Origin of the sequence: Luteimonas aquatica, from assembly GCF_022662575.1 — a bacterium.
Classification (GTDB): Bacteria; Pseudomonadota; Gammaproteobacteria; order Xanthomonadales; family Xanthomonadaceae; genus Luteimonas; species Luteimonas aquatica.
Genome location: NZ_JALBFU010000002.1, coordinates 39,472 through 52,756 on the forward strand (window position 1 = coordinate 39,472; position 13,285 = coordinate 52,756).

The 13,285-nt window shown below is 70.1% G+C and carries 10 protein-coding genes; 3 read left to right on the forward strand and 7 right to left on the reverse strand.

What is annotated here, in order from left to right:
• Positions 1–5: 5 nt before the first annotated feature.
• From MD221_RS06295 to MD221_RS06320, 6 genes are all read right to left on the reverse strand, one after another.
• On the reverse strand, positions 6–1,469 hold the full coding sequence (locus tag MD221_RS06295) for an efflux transporter outer membrane subunit (protein ID WP_242108661.1): 1,464 nt from the start codon (positions 1,467–1,469) through the stop codon (positions 6–8).
• Positions 1,463–2,218, reverse strand: a complete 756-nt coding sequence (locus MD221_RS06300; RefSeq protein WP_242108663.1) for an SDR family oxidoreductase — start codon at positions 2,216–2,218, stop codon at positions 1,463–1,465. The genes MD221_RS06295 and MD221_RS06300 overlap by 7 nt, the downstream gene beginning before the upstream one ends.
• A gap of 98 nt (positions 2,219–2,316) precedes the next feature.
• On the reverse strand, positions 2,317–5,490 hold the full coding sequence (locus MD221_RS06305) for an efflux RND transporter permease subunit (RefSeq protein WP_242108665.1): 3,174 nt from the start codon (positions 5,488–5,490) through the stop codon (positions 2,317–2,319).
• 251 nt (positions 5,491–5,741) lie between these two features.
• On the reverse strand, positions 5,742–6,989 hold the full coding sequence (locus tag MD221_RS06310; protein WP_242108666.1) for an efflux RND transporter periplasmic adaptor subunit: 1,248 nt from the start codon (positions 6,987–6,989) through the stop codon (positions 5,742–5,744).
• A complete protein-coding gene (locus tag MD221_RS06315) occupies positions 6,986–7,918 on the reverse strand; it encodes an SDR family NAD(P)-dependent oxidoreductase (RefSeq protein WP_242108667.1) in 933 nt (310 codons plus the stop codon). The genes MD221_RS06310 and MD221_RS06315 overlap by 4 nt, the downstream gene beginning before the upstream one ends.
• Positions 7,915–8,172 carry a hypothetical protein gene (locus MD221_RS06320; RefSeq protein ID WP_242108668.1) on the reverse strand — a complete coding sequence of 86 codons (258 nt, stop codon included), beginning with the start codon at positions 8,170–8,172 and terminating at the stop codon, positions 7,915–7,917. Before MD221_RS06320 ends, MD221_RS06315 begins: the two co-directional genes overlap by 4 nt.
• A gap of 329 nt (positions 8,173–8,501) precedes the next feature.
• Between MD221_RS06320 and MD221_RS06325 the strand changes: the two genes are divergently transcribed.
• Entirely contained in the window at positions 8,502–9,551 is a 1,050-nt protein-coding gene (locus MD221_RS06325; protein WP_242108669.1) for a LysR family transcriptional regulator, read from the forward strand.
• A 200-nt stretch (positions 9,552–9,751) separates the two neighbouring features.
• Positions 9,752–10,786, forward strand: a complete 1,035-nt coding sequence (locus MD221_RS06330; RefSeq protein WP_242108670.1) for an NADP-dependent oxidoreductase — start codon at positions 9,752–9,754, stop codon at positions 10,784–10,786.
• 9 nt (positions 10,787–10,795) lie between these two features.
• On the opposite strand, the gene MD221_RS06335 is transcribed toward MD221_RS06330, so the two are convergent.
• The gene (locus tag MD221_RS06335; protein WP_242108671.1) at positions 10,796–11,614 is read right to left on the reverse strand and encodes a penicillin-binding transpeptidase domain-containing protein; all 819 of its coding nucleotides are present in this window, start codon (positions 11,612–11,614) and stop codon (positions 10,796–10,798) included.
• Between the two features lie 153 nt (positions 11,615–11,767).
• On the opposite strand from MD221_RS06335, the gene MD221_RS06340 reads away from it, so the two are divergent.
• On the forward strand, positions 11,768–13,279 hold the full coding sequence (locus MD221_RS06340) for a hypothetical protein (protein WP_242108672.1): 1,512 nt from the start codon (positions 11,768–11,770) through the stop codon (positions 13,277–13,279).
• Positions 13,280–13,285 lie beyond the last annotated feature (6 nt).

The window sequence follows — 13,285 nt, forward strand, 5'->3', positions numbered from 1 at the left end:
CGCATTCACCGCGAGGCGATCTTCTCGCGCGTGGGCAGCATCTGCGGCCAGCCGCCGGCCAGCGCCTTGTACAGCGCGACCGCACTGGTGACGCTGCGCGTGCGCCCGTCGGCGAAGGCATCCTCGGCCTGCAGGCGGTTGCGCTCGGCATCGAGCACTTCCAGCAGGCTGGTGGCGCCGGCCTCGAAGCGCACGCGCGCCAGCTGCGCCGCGCGCGTGCTGTCGCTGGCCGCGCGCTCCAGGTGCGCATCCTCCTCGCGGGTGCGGTCGAAGCGCACCAGGGCGTTCTCGGTGTCCTCCAGCGCCAGCAGTACCGTCTGCTGGTAGCGCGCCAGCTCGCCCTCGGCGTCGGCGTCGGCGGCCTTGATGCGCGCGCGCACGCGGCCGATGTCGAGGAACGACCAGTCGATGCCGAGCGCGACCAGGCGCGTTTCGCTGCTGCGCTGGAACAGGTCGCCACTGTCGATGGCCTGGCTGCCGATCAGCCCGCCCAGGGTGAAGCGCGGGAACAGGTCGGCGGTGGCCACGCCGATGCGCGCGGTGGCCGCGTGCAGGCGTCCTTCCGCCGCGGCGACGTCCGGGCGGCGCCGCAGCAGCTCGCCCGGCGTGCCGGGATCGATGCCCGCGGGCACCGCCGGCAGCGGCTTGACCTCGCTCAGTTCGCCGATCAGCGCATCGGGCGTGCGGCCGGTCAGCACCGCCAGGCGATGCATGTCGGCGGCGATCGCCGCTTCCAGCGCCGGAATGCGCGCGGACGTGGATTCCAGCTGCGCGCGGGCGCGGGCGGTGTCGAACTCGCTGTCGCGTCCGGCGTTGAAGCGTGCCTCCACCAGCTGCAGGGTCTCGCGCTGGTTGTCGGCGTTCTCGTGCGCCACGCGCAGGCGCTCCTGCAGCCCGCGCAGTTCCAGATAGGTGCGCGCGACGTCGCCGACGATGGCCACCTGCGCCGACTGCAGATCGGCGGCGCCGGCGCCGGCGTCGGCGCGGTTGGCCTCGACGTTGCGGCGGATGCGGCCGAACACGTCCAGCTCCCAGGCCGCATCGACCTGCGCGCTGTAGGCTTTGCCGTCGCGGTCCGCGCGCGGCACGCCCGGCTGCTGGTCGGCGCTGGCGCGGTTGTCGCTGGCCTGGCCGCTGCCGGTGAGGGTGGGGAAGTAGTCGAACTTGGCGCCGCGCAGCAGGGCGTTGGCGCGGTCGTAGTTGGCCAGCGCGATGCGCAGATCGTGGTTGGCCGAGAGCGCGTCCTCCACCAGCGCGGTGAGCTGCGCGTCGCCGAAACCGCGCCAGAAGGCGGTGTCCGTGGCCGTGGCCTGCTGCGGCGCGGCTTGTTGAGGCGCAATCGCCGCCGTCGCCGGCTCGCGCGCGAAGCGCGCCGGGGTGTCGGTGGTCGGACGCACGAAGTCGGGGCCGACGGCGCAGGCGGCGAGCAGGGCCGCCATGACGCCGATCGTGAGGGGACGAATCACCATGGCAGGGTTTCTCCGAGGTAGACGTAGCCGCCGCTGGGACCGTTCTGGTCGAGCAGGGCCATGCTGACGCTGGTCTTGGCGCCGGTGGGAACGTCGATTTCGCCTTCGCCGCCGTTCATGTCGGTCTGCACGTAGCCCGGATGCACGGCGTTGACCTTGATCGGGGTGTCGCGCAGTTCGTAGGCCAGGTGCACGGTCCAGGAGTTCACCGCGGTCTTGGAGGCGTTGTAGGCGGGGATCGACTTGAAGTCGTAGATGGGCGAGGCCGGGTCGGTGTGCGCGGTCAGCGAGCCGAGCAGGCTCGACACGTTGACGATGCGGCCCGCCTCGGACTTGCGCAGCAGCGGCAGGAAGGCCTGCGTCACCGCGACCACGCCGAACAGGTTGGTGTCGAAGGTCTCGCGCCAGCGCGCCAGCGCCTGCTGGGACGGCTGGGCGTCGCGGTCCTCGGCGACGATGCCGGCGTTGTTGACGAGGATGTCGAGGCGGCCGTACTTGCGTGCGACTTCCTCGGCGGCCGAGGCGATGCTCTCGGGCCGGGTGACGTCCAGGTCGATCGCGGCGACGTCGAAGCCTTCGCCCTGCAGCTTGAGCGAGGCTTCCACCGCCTTGGCGCGATTGCGCCCGGCCAGCAGCACGTGGACGCCGCTGCCGGCGAGCTGGCGCACCGTCTCGAAACCGATGCCGCGGGTGGCGCCGGTGACGAGCGCGATCTTGTCGGAAGAGGAATGGCTGGATTGCGTGGACATGGGGGATTTCCTGGGTCGGATGCGGGCGGGCCCGCATCGGGAAGAAGGGCCGCGCCTCGCCGGCGCGATGGCCCGCGAGGCGCGGCGGATGCCGCGGTTCACACCTGGGCGGCGTGCGGCTGCATCGTGGAATGGCCGTGGCTGACCAGCTTGTTGCCGGAGAGCTTGCGCAGCGCGACGTAGAACACCGGGGTGAGGAACAGGCCGAACAGGGTCACGCCGAGCATGCCGGCGAACACCGTGATGCCGGTGACCGAGCGCACCTCGGCGCCGGCGCCGTGCGAGAGCACGAGCGGGATGGTGCCGGCGATGAAGGCGATCGAGGTCATCACGATCGGGCGCAGGCGCAGGCGGCAGGCCTCCAGCGCGGCTTCGATGATGCTCTTGCCCTGGATTTCCAGCTCGCGCGCGAACTCGACGATCAGGATCGCGTTCTTGCACGCCAGGCCCATCAGCACCACCAGGCCGACCTGCACGAACACGTTGTTGTCGCCGCCGGTGAGCTTGACACCGAGCAGCGCCGAGAGCATGCACATCGGCACGATCAGGATCACCGCCAGCGGCAGCGTCCAGCTCTCGTACAGCGCCGCCAGCACCAGGAACACCAGCAGGATGGCCAGCGGGAAGACGATCAGCGCGGCCTTGCCCTGGGTCGCCTGCTGGAAGCTCAGGTCGGTCCATTCGATGCTCATGCCATTGGGCAGCACCTTGGCGGCCAGGTCGGTGAGCGTGCTCATCGCCTGCGCCGAGGAGAGCATGCGCGGATCGGCCTCGCCGGCGATGTCGGCGGCCGGGTAGCCGTTGTAGCGCAGCACCGGGTCGGGGCCGTAGGTCTGCTTGATGGTCACCATCGAGGCGATCGGCACCATCTCGCCGCGGTCGTTGCGGGTGCGCAGGTTGGCGATGTCCTCGACGCTGTCGCGGTACTGGCTGTCGGCCTGGGCGATCACCTGCCAGGTGCGGCCGAACTGGTTGAAGTCGTTGACGTAGGCCGAGCCCAGGTAGGTCTGAAGCGTGTCGAACAGCTCCGTCAGCGGCACGCCCTGCGCCTTGGCCTTGACGCGGTCGACCTCGGCGTCGAGCTGCGGCACGTTGGCCTGGTAGGTGGTGATCGGGAAACCCATGCCGGGGGTCTGCGAGACCGCCCCCTGGAACGCGCTCACCGCGCTCTGCAGCGCGCCGTAGCCGAGATTGCCGCGGTCCTCGATGAACATCTGGTAGCCGTTGCCGTTGCCAAGGCCGAGGATCGGCGGCGGCATGATCGCGAAGGTGAAGCCTTCCTGCAGCCCGGCGATCTTCTGGTTGATCTCGGCGTTGATTTGCGCAGCGGTGCGGCCGTTGCGCTCGCTGAAGGGCTTCAGCGGCAGGAACGCCACGCCGGTGTTGGGCGTATTGGTGAACTGCAGCGCGTTCAGGCCCGGGAAGGCGATCGAATGCGCCACGCCGTCGGTGCTCATGGCGATGTCGCTGACCTTCTTCAGCAGGGCGTCGGTGCGGGCCAGCGAGGCGCCTTCGGGAAGCTTCACGCCGGCGATCAGGTACAGCTTGTCCTGGGTCGGGATGAAGCCGGCCGGCACCAGCTTGAACATGGTGCCGGTCGCGGCCAGCAGCAGCGCATAGACCACGAAGACCGCGCCGCGCTTGCCCAGCGTGCGCGACACCGCGCCCTGGTACTTGTCGGAGCTGGCCTTGAAGAAGCGGTTGAACGGGCGGAACAGCCAGCCGAACAGGCGGTCGATCAGGCGCGAGGGCGCGTCCTTGGGCGCGTCGTGCGCCTTGAGCAGGCGCGCGGCCAGCGCCGGCGACAGGGTCAGCGAGTTGATCGCCGAGATCACCGTCGAGATCGCGATGGTCACCGCGAACTGCTTGTAGAACTGGCCGGTCACGCCGGAGAGGAAAGCCATCGGCACGAACACCGCGCACAGCACCAGCGCGATCGCGACGATCGGTCCGGAGACTTCCTTCATCGCCTGGTGCGCCGCCTCGAGCGGACTCAGCCCTTCCTCGATGTTGCGCTCGACGTTCTCCACCACCACGATCGCGTCGTCGACCACGATGCCGATCGCCAGCACCAGGCCGAACAGGCTGAGCGTGTTGATCGAGAAGCCGAGCAGGTAGAGCGCGGCGAACGTGCCGACGATCGAGACCGGCACCGCGATCAGCGGAATGATCGAGGCGCGCCAGGTCTGCAGGAACAGGATCACCACCAGCACCACCAGCACCACCGCCTCCAGCAGCGTGGTGACCACGGCCTTGATCGAGTCGCGGACGAAGATCGTGGTGTCGTAGACGGCCTCGTACTTGATGCCCTCGGGGAAGCTCTTGGTGAGCTCGTCCATGCGCGTGATCACCTGCTCCTGGATCTCCAGGGCGTTGGCGCCGGGCGACTGGAAGATGCCGATGCCGACCGCGTTCTTGCCGTCGAGCTGCGAGCGCAGGGTGTAGTCGCCGGCGCCCAGTTCCAGGCGGGCGACGTCGGCCAAGCGCACGATCTCGCCGTTCTCGCCGTTCTTGAGCACGATGTTGCCGAACTCCTCCTCGCTGCGCAGGCGGCCCTGGGCGTTGATCAGGGTGAGGAAGCTGCTGCTGGGCATGGGTTCGGCGCCGAGCTGGCCGGCCGAGACCTGCACGTTCTGCTCGCGCATCGCCCGCACCACGTCGCCGGCGGTCAGGCCGCGCGAGGCGATCTTGTCCGGATCGAGCCAGGCGCGCATGGCGTAGTCGCCGCCGCCGAAGATCTGCGCGTCGCCCACGCCGGGCAGGCGCGCCAGCACGTCCTTCACGTGCAACCGCGCGTAGTTGCGCAGGTACAGCGTGTCGTACTTGCCGTTGGGCGAGGTCAGGTGCACCACCATCAGGAACACCGGCGACTGCTTCTGCGTGGTCACGCCCTGCCGCCGCACGTCCTCGGGCAGGCGCGCCAGCGCCTGGGCGACGCGGTTCTGCACCTTGACCGCGGCGTCGTCCGGATCGGTGCCGGGGCGGAAGGTGATGGTCATCTGCAGCACGCCGTCGGAGCCGGCGACGGACTTCAGGTACATCATGTTCTCGACGCCGTTGATCGCTTCCTCCAGCGGCGTGGCCACCGTCTCGGCGATCACCTTGGGGTTGGCGCCCGGATAGACCGTGCGCACCACCACCGAGGGCGGCACCACTTCCGGGTATTCGCTGATCGGCAGGATCGGGATCGCGATCAGGCCGGCGGCGAAGATCACGATCGACAGCACCGCGGCGAAGATCGGCCGGTCGATGAAGAACTTGGAGAAATCCATGGGAGTTTCCTTGAGGTTTTGCCGTGCCGTGCGCATGCGCGGACGGCGGCGGCGCACGGCCGCACGCGCATCGCGGCGGCCGTCAAGAGATTCGGGCGGTCCTTCCCCGACCGTCCCCGCGGTGGCGGGGACGGAGGGCGAAGAGAGTGGCGGCCTCGCCGATCCTCCGGCGCCGGGGGAGGGGAGCGCTGGAGAATCGGCGGCCGCCGGACCTGCGTAGCGGGCTCAGTCCGACGAGGGGAGAGAGATCGTTACTGCGCTTGCGCGACGCGGGCCTGTTGCTGCGGTTCCGGGGCGCTCATCACGACGGTCTTCGGATTGACCGGCATTCCCGGGAAGAACACTTTCTGCACGCCGTTGACGACCACCTTGTCGTTGGCGGCCAGGCCCGACTGCACCACGCGCAGGCCGCCGATCAAGCGGCCGAGCACCACGTCCTTGCGCAGCGCCTTGTTCTCCGGGCCCAGCACGTAGACGTACTTGCGGTCCTGGTCGGTGAGCACGGCCTTGTCGTCGATCAGCATGGCCTTGAACTCGCCGCTGCCTTCCAGCTGCACGCGTGCGAACAGCCCCGGGGTGAATTGGCGGTCCGGGTTGGGCAGCACCGCGCGGGCGTGGATGGTGCCGGTGGTGGGATCGACCTGGTTGTCGATGAAGTCCACCGTGCCCTCGTGCGGATAGCCCTGCTCGCTGGCCAGGCCGATGCGCACCGGATTCCTGGTCGCGGCGCGTTCGCCCTTGCGCGCGAGCTCCTGGTAGCGCAGGAAGCTCTGCTCGTCGCTCTCGAAGTACACGTACATCGGGTTCACCGAGACGACGGTGGTGAGCAGGGTGGCGTCGGCCTGGGCCAGGTTGCCGGTGGTGGTCATCGCGCGTCCGGCGCGTCCGTCGATCGGCGAGCGCACCTCGGTGAACTGCAGGTCGAGCCGCGCGGTGGTCAGCGCGGCCTCGGCGGCGCGCACGGCCGCGTTGCTCTGCGCGGCGGCGGCCTTGCGCGTGTCGAACTCCTCGCGCGAGATCGCCTTGGCCTCGATCAGGGTCTGCGCGCGCGCGTTCTGCGATTGCGTGAGCAGCGCCTCGCTGCGCGCGCGCTCCAGGTCGGCCTGGGCACGGGCCAATGCCGCCCGGTACGGGCGCTGGTCGATGGTGAAGAGCAGCTGGCCCTTCTTGACCTCGTCGCCTTCGCGGTAGTTGACGCGGTCGACGTAGCCGCTCACGCGCGGGCGCACCTCGACGGTTTCGGGAGAGGCGACGCGGCCGGTGAAGTCGTCCCACTGCGTGACCTGCTTGGACAGCACGGTGGCCACGCTCACCTCCGGCGGCGGCGGCATTTCCGCGTTGGGGGCGGCATTGCTGTCGCAGGCGGCGACGATGACGGCGATGACCGCGCTCAGGGCGAGTGCGGGCAGGGGGTGCGGCGTGCCCGAGCGGGCGAGCGCTTTGCGAGCGGGCGCCTTGCGGGAGATCGCCCTGTTGGAGATCGCATGGGAGGAAATCATGGGGAGGGGGTTTCCTGTGAACGAGGAGAGGAGGCGATCGCGCGCAACAACGCACGCACGTCTACCGACGATCGGGGCGCGGCCGGCGCGACATGCGCCGGCGCGGTCTGTTCAGGTGCAGTTTGGTCAGAGGCAATCGCAGCTTTTGAGACGCAAGCCGTCGGGCGCGAGGCTTGGCGAGCGTCCAGATCATCCGACCGGAGGTCGGACGGCGCGGAACGTGCGCCGTGTCGCACGATGGCGTGGTCGGGCGGCTCGACGCCGCCGGTCATGGCCACCGCGTGCCGCGCGATGGCGTGCACGCTCGGCCACTGTTCGCAGGCGTGGCGGAGGTTGGCGTCGGTGCGCGCCGGCGAATCCACCGCCAGCAGCTGCACGCGAACACCGACCGTGCGCGCCTCGTCGTGCAGCACGCGCGCCAGCATGCGCAGTGCGGCGTTGCCGATCGAACGATGGCCGTAGCCGGCCCAGGGCTGCTCGGCGCCGGGGCCGCCGATCAGCACGTAGCCGCCGCGCCGGGACTCGGCCAGCAGCGGCAGCAGGTGCCGCGCCGCGAACAGATGCGGCAGCAGGTCCTCGTCCAGGCGGCGGCGCAGGAAGTCGGCCGGCTGGTCGAGCAGGCGGCCGGCCGCTTTTACCTCGGTGCCGACGTCGCCGCGGATGGCGACGATCACGCCGCCGATCGGCCGCTCGAGGTCGCGGATGCGGTCGGAGAGCGTCGCGGCCTCGCGGTCGGTGCCGACCGAGGCGGCGATCGTGACCAGGTCGGCGCCGGCATGCTTGCGGCGCAGATCCTGCAGGTCGGCCGGATCGCGGGCCACCGCCGCGACGCCGTGGCCGGCCTCCAGCGCGGCCGCGACCACGCTGCGACCGACGCAGCCGGTGGCGCCCAGGACGATCAGGATGGGGCGTTTGAGAACCGGGCTCATTGTCCCGTTCCCGGGATTTTCTCTCCCGTCATCGGGATGTTGTCACGAACTGTGACGGCGTCGAGGATTGTTCCCACCAGCGGCAGCACCAGCATGGTGACGGGCAGGGCGAGCAACGCCGCCAGACCCCAGGATTGCCAGAATTCGACGGCAAACCATTGATTCAAAACGAAAGACACCAGGCCCAGCAGATCGACCACGACAAACATGACCAGAGCCGAGCCCAACAGATTGCGGCGATGGATGTTGCTCATGTCGAATCTCCGGGAGGGGAGCGCTTTGGAATGGAACAAACGATAGCGGCCCGGGCGGCACTTGATTAGTCCATGAATCGGGGAATAATTGTCCCGAACCTGGTCTAATCCAGGGATTGTCCTTGTCGCCGGCGTCGGTGCCCCGATATCGGCCTGCACCTGCGTATTTCCCGGCCTGTCGGGCCGGGCCTGCTCTGCAAGACGTGTTTCTGCAAGGCGTGTTTCTACAAGGCGTGTTTCTGCAAGACGTGTTCGAGGCGCGGCGGCTGTCCCGCCAGGCATCCGCCGGACGCGTCTGTCGGCCACGTCGTCCTATCCGGAGAACTTCCATGGCACGCGATCTCAACGACACCCTGGTCTTCGTCAAGGTGGTCGAGCACGGCAGTTTCATCGGCGCCGCCGGCGCGCTGGGACTGCCCAAGACCACCGTCAGCCGCAAGGTGCAGGAACTGGAGACGCGCCTGGGCGCGCAGCTCCTGCATCGCACCACGCGCAAGCTCGGCCTCACCGAGGCGGGCAATGTGTACTACGAACATTGCCAGCGCATTGCGCGCGAACTCGACGAAGCCGAAAGCGCCGTCGGACAGCTGCAGGGCGGCCCGCGCGGCTGGCTGCGCTTCACCGTGCCGTATTCCACCGGCGTGACCTGGATCGCGCCGCTGCTGGGCGAGTTCCACTCGCGCCATCCCGAGGTGCGCGTGGAAATGCTGCTGACCAACGAGAAGGTCGACCTGATCGATCGTGAGATCGACGTCGCCCTGCGCGGCGGCAGCCTGCCCGATTCCAATCTCGTCGCGCGGCGACTGGCGGTGTTCCGCACCCAGGTCTACGCCAGTCCGCACTACATCGAGCGTCATGGCGAGCCGCTGCACCCCGACGACCTGCTGCACCACCGCACGCTGGCGATGCAGAAGTTCCGCCGCAACAGCCAGTTCTTCTGGCCGCTGGGCGACGGCGAGCGGCAGGAGGACTACCGCATCGATCCGGTGCTGGTCGCCAACGACCCGGCCGCGCTGACCGGCGCGCTGATCTGCGGCGAAGGCCTGCTGCTGGCCAGCGACGTCAACATGAAGGCGCACGCCGAGCTCGGCCACGTCAAGCGCGTGCTCGCCGGCTGGACCGGGCCGGAGTACGAGTTCAACGCCGTGTTCCCGCGCGGGCAGACCACCTCGCCCAAGGTGCGCGCCTTCGTCGACTTCCTGGTCGAGCGCCTGAACTTCGACGCCGACTACATGCAGGTGCTGTGCCCGGACCGCAAACGCTTCATGGCCTCCAAGCGCGCGGCCGACCTGGCCAAGGCGCAGCTGGCCAAGGCCGCCTCGCACAAGCCGGTGGCGGAGACCGAGGAACCGGACGACGAGAACCTGGAACTGGCGTAGGCCGGCGCCGTGCCGCGCACGGCGCGGCTGCGGTCCGGCCTGGAGAACGCGGTGCATGCGGGCACCTGCGGCAGTGGGGACGGCGGCATTGTGTGCATCCACAAACGCAAATGCAAACCATTCTCAATTGAGAGGGGGTTTCGTTTATTCGACATTTGGCTTTGCGATGCCGCCGTGGCATCGCCTTCACAGGAACCGATATGCCGCAAACCGATCGCAGCAACCGCCGATTCGTCCTGGCCGCGCGTCCGCAGGGCCTGCCCACGCCGGCGAATTTCCGCCTCGAGGACACCGCGCTTCCGGAGCCGGGCGAGGGCCAGGTGCTCACGCGCACCCTCTATCTTTCGCTCGATCCGTACATGCGCACCTTGATGGACGAGGCCGGCACGTCCTACGCGTCGGCGGTGCCGGTGGGCGACACGATGATCGGCGGCACGGTCGGGCGCGTCGTCGCCTCGAAGGATCCGCGTTTCCGGCCGGGCGAACTGGTGCTGGGCGGCGCCGGCTGGCAGGACTACGCCGTCGCCGACGGCGCGGGCCTCACGCCGCTGGGCGAGATGGCGCAGCCGTCGCTGGCGTTGGGCGGCCTGGGCATGCCCGGATTCACCGCCTATGTCGGCCTGCTGCGGATCGGCCAGCCCAAGCCGGGCGAGACGGTGGCGGTGGCGGCGGCCACCGGCGCGGTCGGCGCGGTGGTCGGGCAGATCGCCAAGCGCAAGGGCGCGCGCGTGGTCGGCATCGCCGGCGGCGCCGACAAGTGCCGCCATGCGGTGGAGGAACTCGGGTTCGACGCCTGCCTCGACCACCGCGATCCGCAGTTCGCGCGTCGCCTGGCCGAAGCCTGCCCGGACGGCATCGACGTCTACTTCGAGAACGTCGGCGGCGCCGTGTTCGACGCGGTGCTGCCGCTGCTCAACAACAACGCACGCGTGCCGGTGTGCGGGGTGATCGCGCACTACAACGAGGACGCGCCGCCGCCCGGTCCGGACCGCTTGCCGAACATGGTCAACACGCTGCTGCAAAAGCGCATCCGCATGGAGGGCTTCATCATCCTCGACCACTATGCCGACAGCTACGAGGCCTTCCGCCGCGACATGGGCGAATGGATCGCCGCCGGGCAGGTGCGGCTGCGCGAGGACGTCGTCGACGGGCTGGAGAACGCGCCGGGCGCCTTCATCGGCCTGCTGGAGGGCCGCAACTTCGGCAAGCTGGTGGTGCGGGTGGCCGAGGACTGAAGCGCGGCGTCAGCGACGGGGCGCGGTCCGGTCTTCGGCCCGGTCCTCGGCCGCCAGCAGGCGCTTGCCGAGCGCGACGCGCTTCGAACGCACGTCGCCGCGCTTGAGTTCCACCGCCAGCACGAAGCTGGTGGCGTGTGCGCCGGCGTCCTCCCAGCCGATCCACCAGCCGATGCCCGGCGATCCGTCGTCGGGCAGGTGGGTGCCGGTCTTGGCGTAGAGAGACCGTCCGCGCCCGTCCGCGTCGCGCATCGCCGCCTTCACCGCCGCCAGCGTGGCGCGCGAGACTGGCAGATCGCCGCGGCGCACGCGGTCGATGAAAGCCAGCTGCTGCCGCAACGTCACGGTGAGCACGCCGTCATGCCAGGCGCGCGCCGCGCTCGGGCCGATGCGCCCGTTGCCGTAGTCCAGGCGCTGGACCCAGTCGGCCAGGCGCGCGCGGCCGATGCGCGCGGCGACGATGCGGAAATAGCTTTCGCTGGAGGTCTGCATCGCCTGGCGCAGGGCCATGTCGGTCTTCCATTCCGGGAACGCGGCATAGGTGTGTCCGTCCCAGGGAATGACCTCGTCCGCACTGCGCAGCGCGCCGGTTTCCAGCGCGACCAGCGCCAGCAGCACCTTGAACGTGGAGGCCGGCAGTTGCGGCTTGGCATCGAAGGCCGCGCCGTCGTAGACCAGCCTCGCCGGCTCGCCGTCGCGCTGCACCAGCCAGGCGCCGGCATGTCCGTACTCGGCGAAGCGTCGCGCCGCCTCGGCCGCGGCCGGCGTCGCGTGCGGGGGCGCCGCCTGGACATGTCCGCAAGCGAGCGCGAAGAACAACGGCAGCAAGCAGCGACAGAGCCGCGGGTTCGCCATGACCGATCTCCGTGATTGAGGTGCGGTGCAGTCTTGTCCCGCGCGGCGCGCAAGCCAATCGGTGCGGACCGTCACCGCCGTAACCGTCGTCACCGTGTCCGCATGCCTGTGCCAGACTTCGCGCTCATGATCAGGATCGAATTGGGAAGCGTGCCGCGCCTGCAGGGACAGGCCGTGCGTCAGCAATCGCTGTGGCTGCTGCTGCGCATGTGGCTGGCCGCCAGCCAGGACGGCGATGCGGGCTGGGTGCGCGAGCGCGAGCTGCGCGAGCGCTTCGCCGCCACGCGCAACCTGCGCATGGTGATCAGCCGCGCCTACGCGGATTTCGAGCGCTGGGGCGTGCGCGCGGGCTGGGGCAAGGATCGCGAGCGTCCCCTGCACATGCTGCCGCTGGCCGGGCGCAGCCGCGGCCCGTACTGGCTGGCGCCGGGCGAGGCGCAGCGGCTGGAGATCGCATTGCGCGGCGCCGCCGCCGATGCGGAGGCGGTCGCGCTGTGGCTCGGCCTGCCCGCCGACGCGTCGGCGACGGGCGATGCACAGGCCTTCGGCGAAGCGGATCCGTCCTACTGGCATGCCTGGGCCGGCGCGCGCCGCGACATGCTCGATGGACGGTTGATCGTCGACGGCGGCCACGGCGCGCTCGCCGGCTACCGGCACGCGCAGGCATTGGCTTCCGACGCGCGCTGGCAGGCGCTGGCGCTGCTGCAGCAGGCGATGGTGTGGCGCCGTGCCGGCAACGCCGATGCCGCGCGCGCGGTGCTCGACGAGCTGGATCGCCACTGGCACGACGTGCAGGCGCCCGAGCACGCCTGGCTCGGCGCGATGGCGGCGATCGTGCGCGCCTGGTGCGCCTATGCCGAGCGCGATGCGCCGCTGGCCGGCCGCATCCTGCGCGATGCCGTGGCCGATGCGCGCTGGACGCCGCTGTTCGAGCACCATCCGCGCGTGCGCTGCGAGCATGCCAACCTGCAGGCGCTGATCCACCGCGCCTTCGCGCTCGACGCGCAGCGGCCGCTGGACGAGCGCCGCCAAGCCGCGGAGACGGCGCTGCGCCACTACCGCCTGGCGCTGACCCTGGCCAACGAATCGGAACTGTTCGATGCGGCCGCCTCCACGGCCAGCAACCTCGGCTGGTCGATCTGGCTGTTCGAGCGCTGCGGCCTGCAGGCCGCGGGCTCGGGGCCGCATTCGCCGCTGACCTGGATCGCGCTGGCCGCCTGGCTGAGCGAACACCACGGCGTGGGCGGCGGTTGCTGGAACAGCATCTACCTGCTGCGCATGGCGCGCGGCGGCGGGCCCGATGCCCTGTATCCGGACGCGGCCGGATTCCGTCGCTGGCCGGTGCTGGGGTCGGGACAGTTCCGCGCGCAGGTCGCGCCGATCGAGCTGCGCGCGCAATGGTCGCGCTGGCTCGACCTGGCGCTGGCGCTGCAGGCCGAGGTGGACGGCGGACGCCTGCAGATCGACGCCCTGCAGCGCTGCAACCTGCTGCTGGAAGTGGCCTGGTACCAGGCCTACGAGGGCGATCCGGCGGCGAGCGCCGCCGCCGCCGCGCGCCTGCGGCGGCGGTTGCGCGAACTGGTGCCGGCCGACCGCGTGTTCTTCCGCGAGGCCTTGCGGCGGCTGCCGCGCGCGTAGCGAACG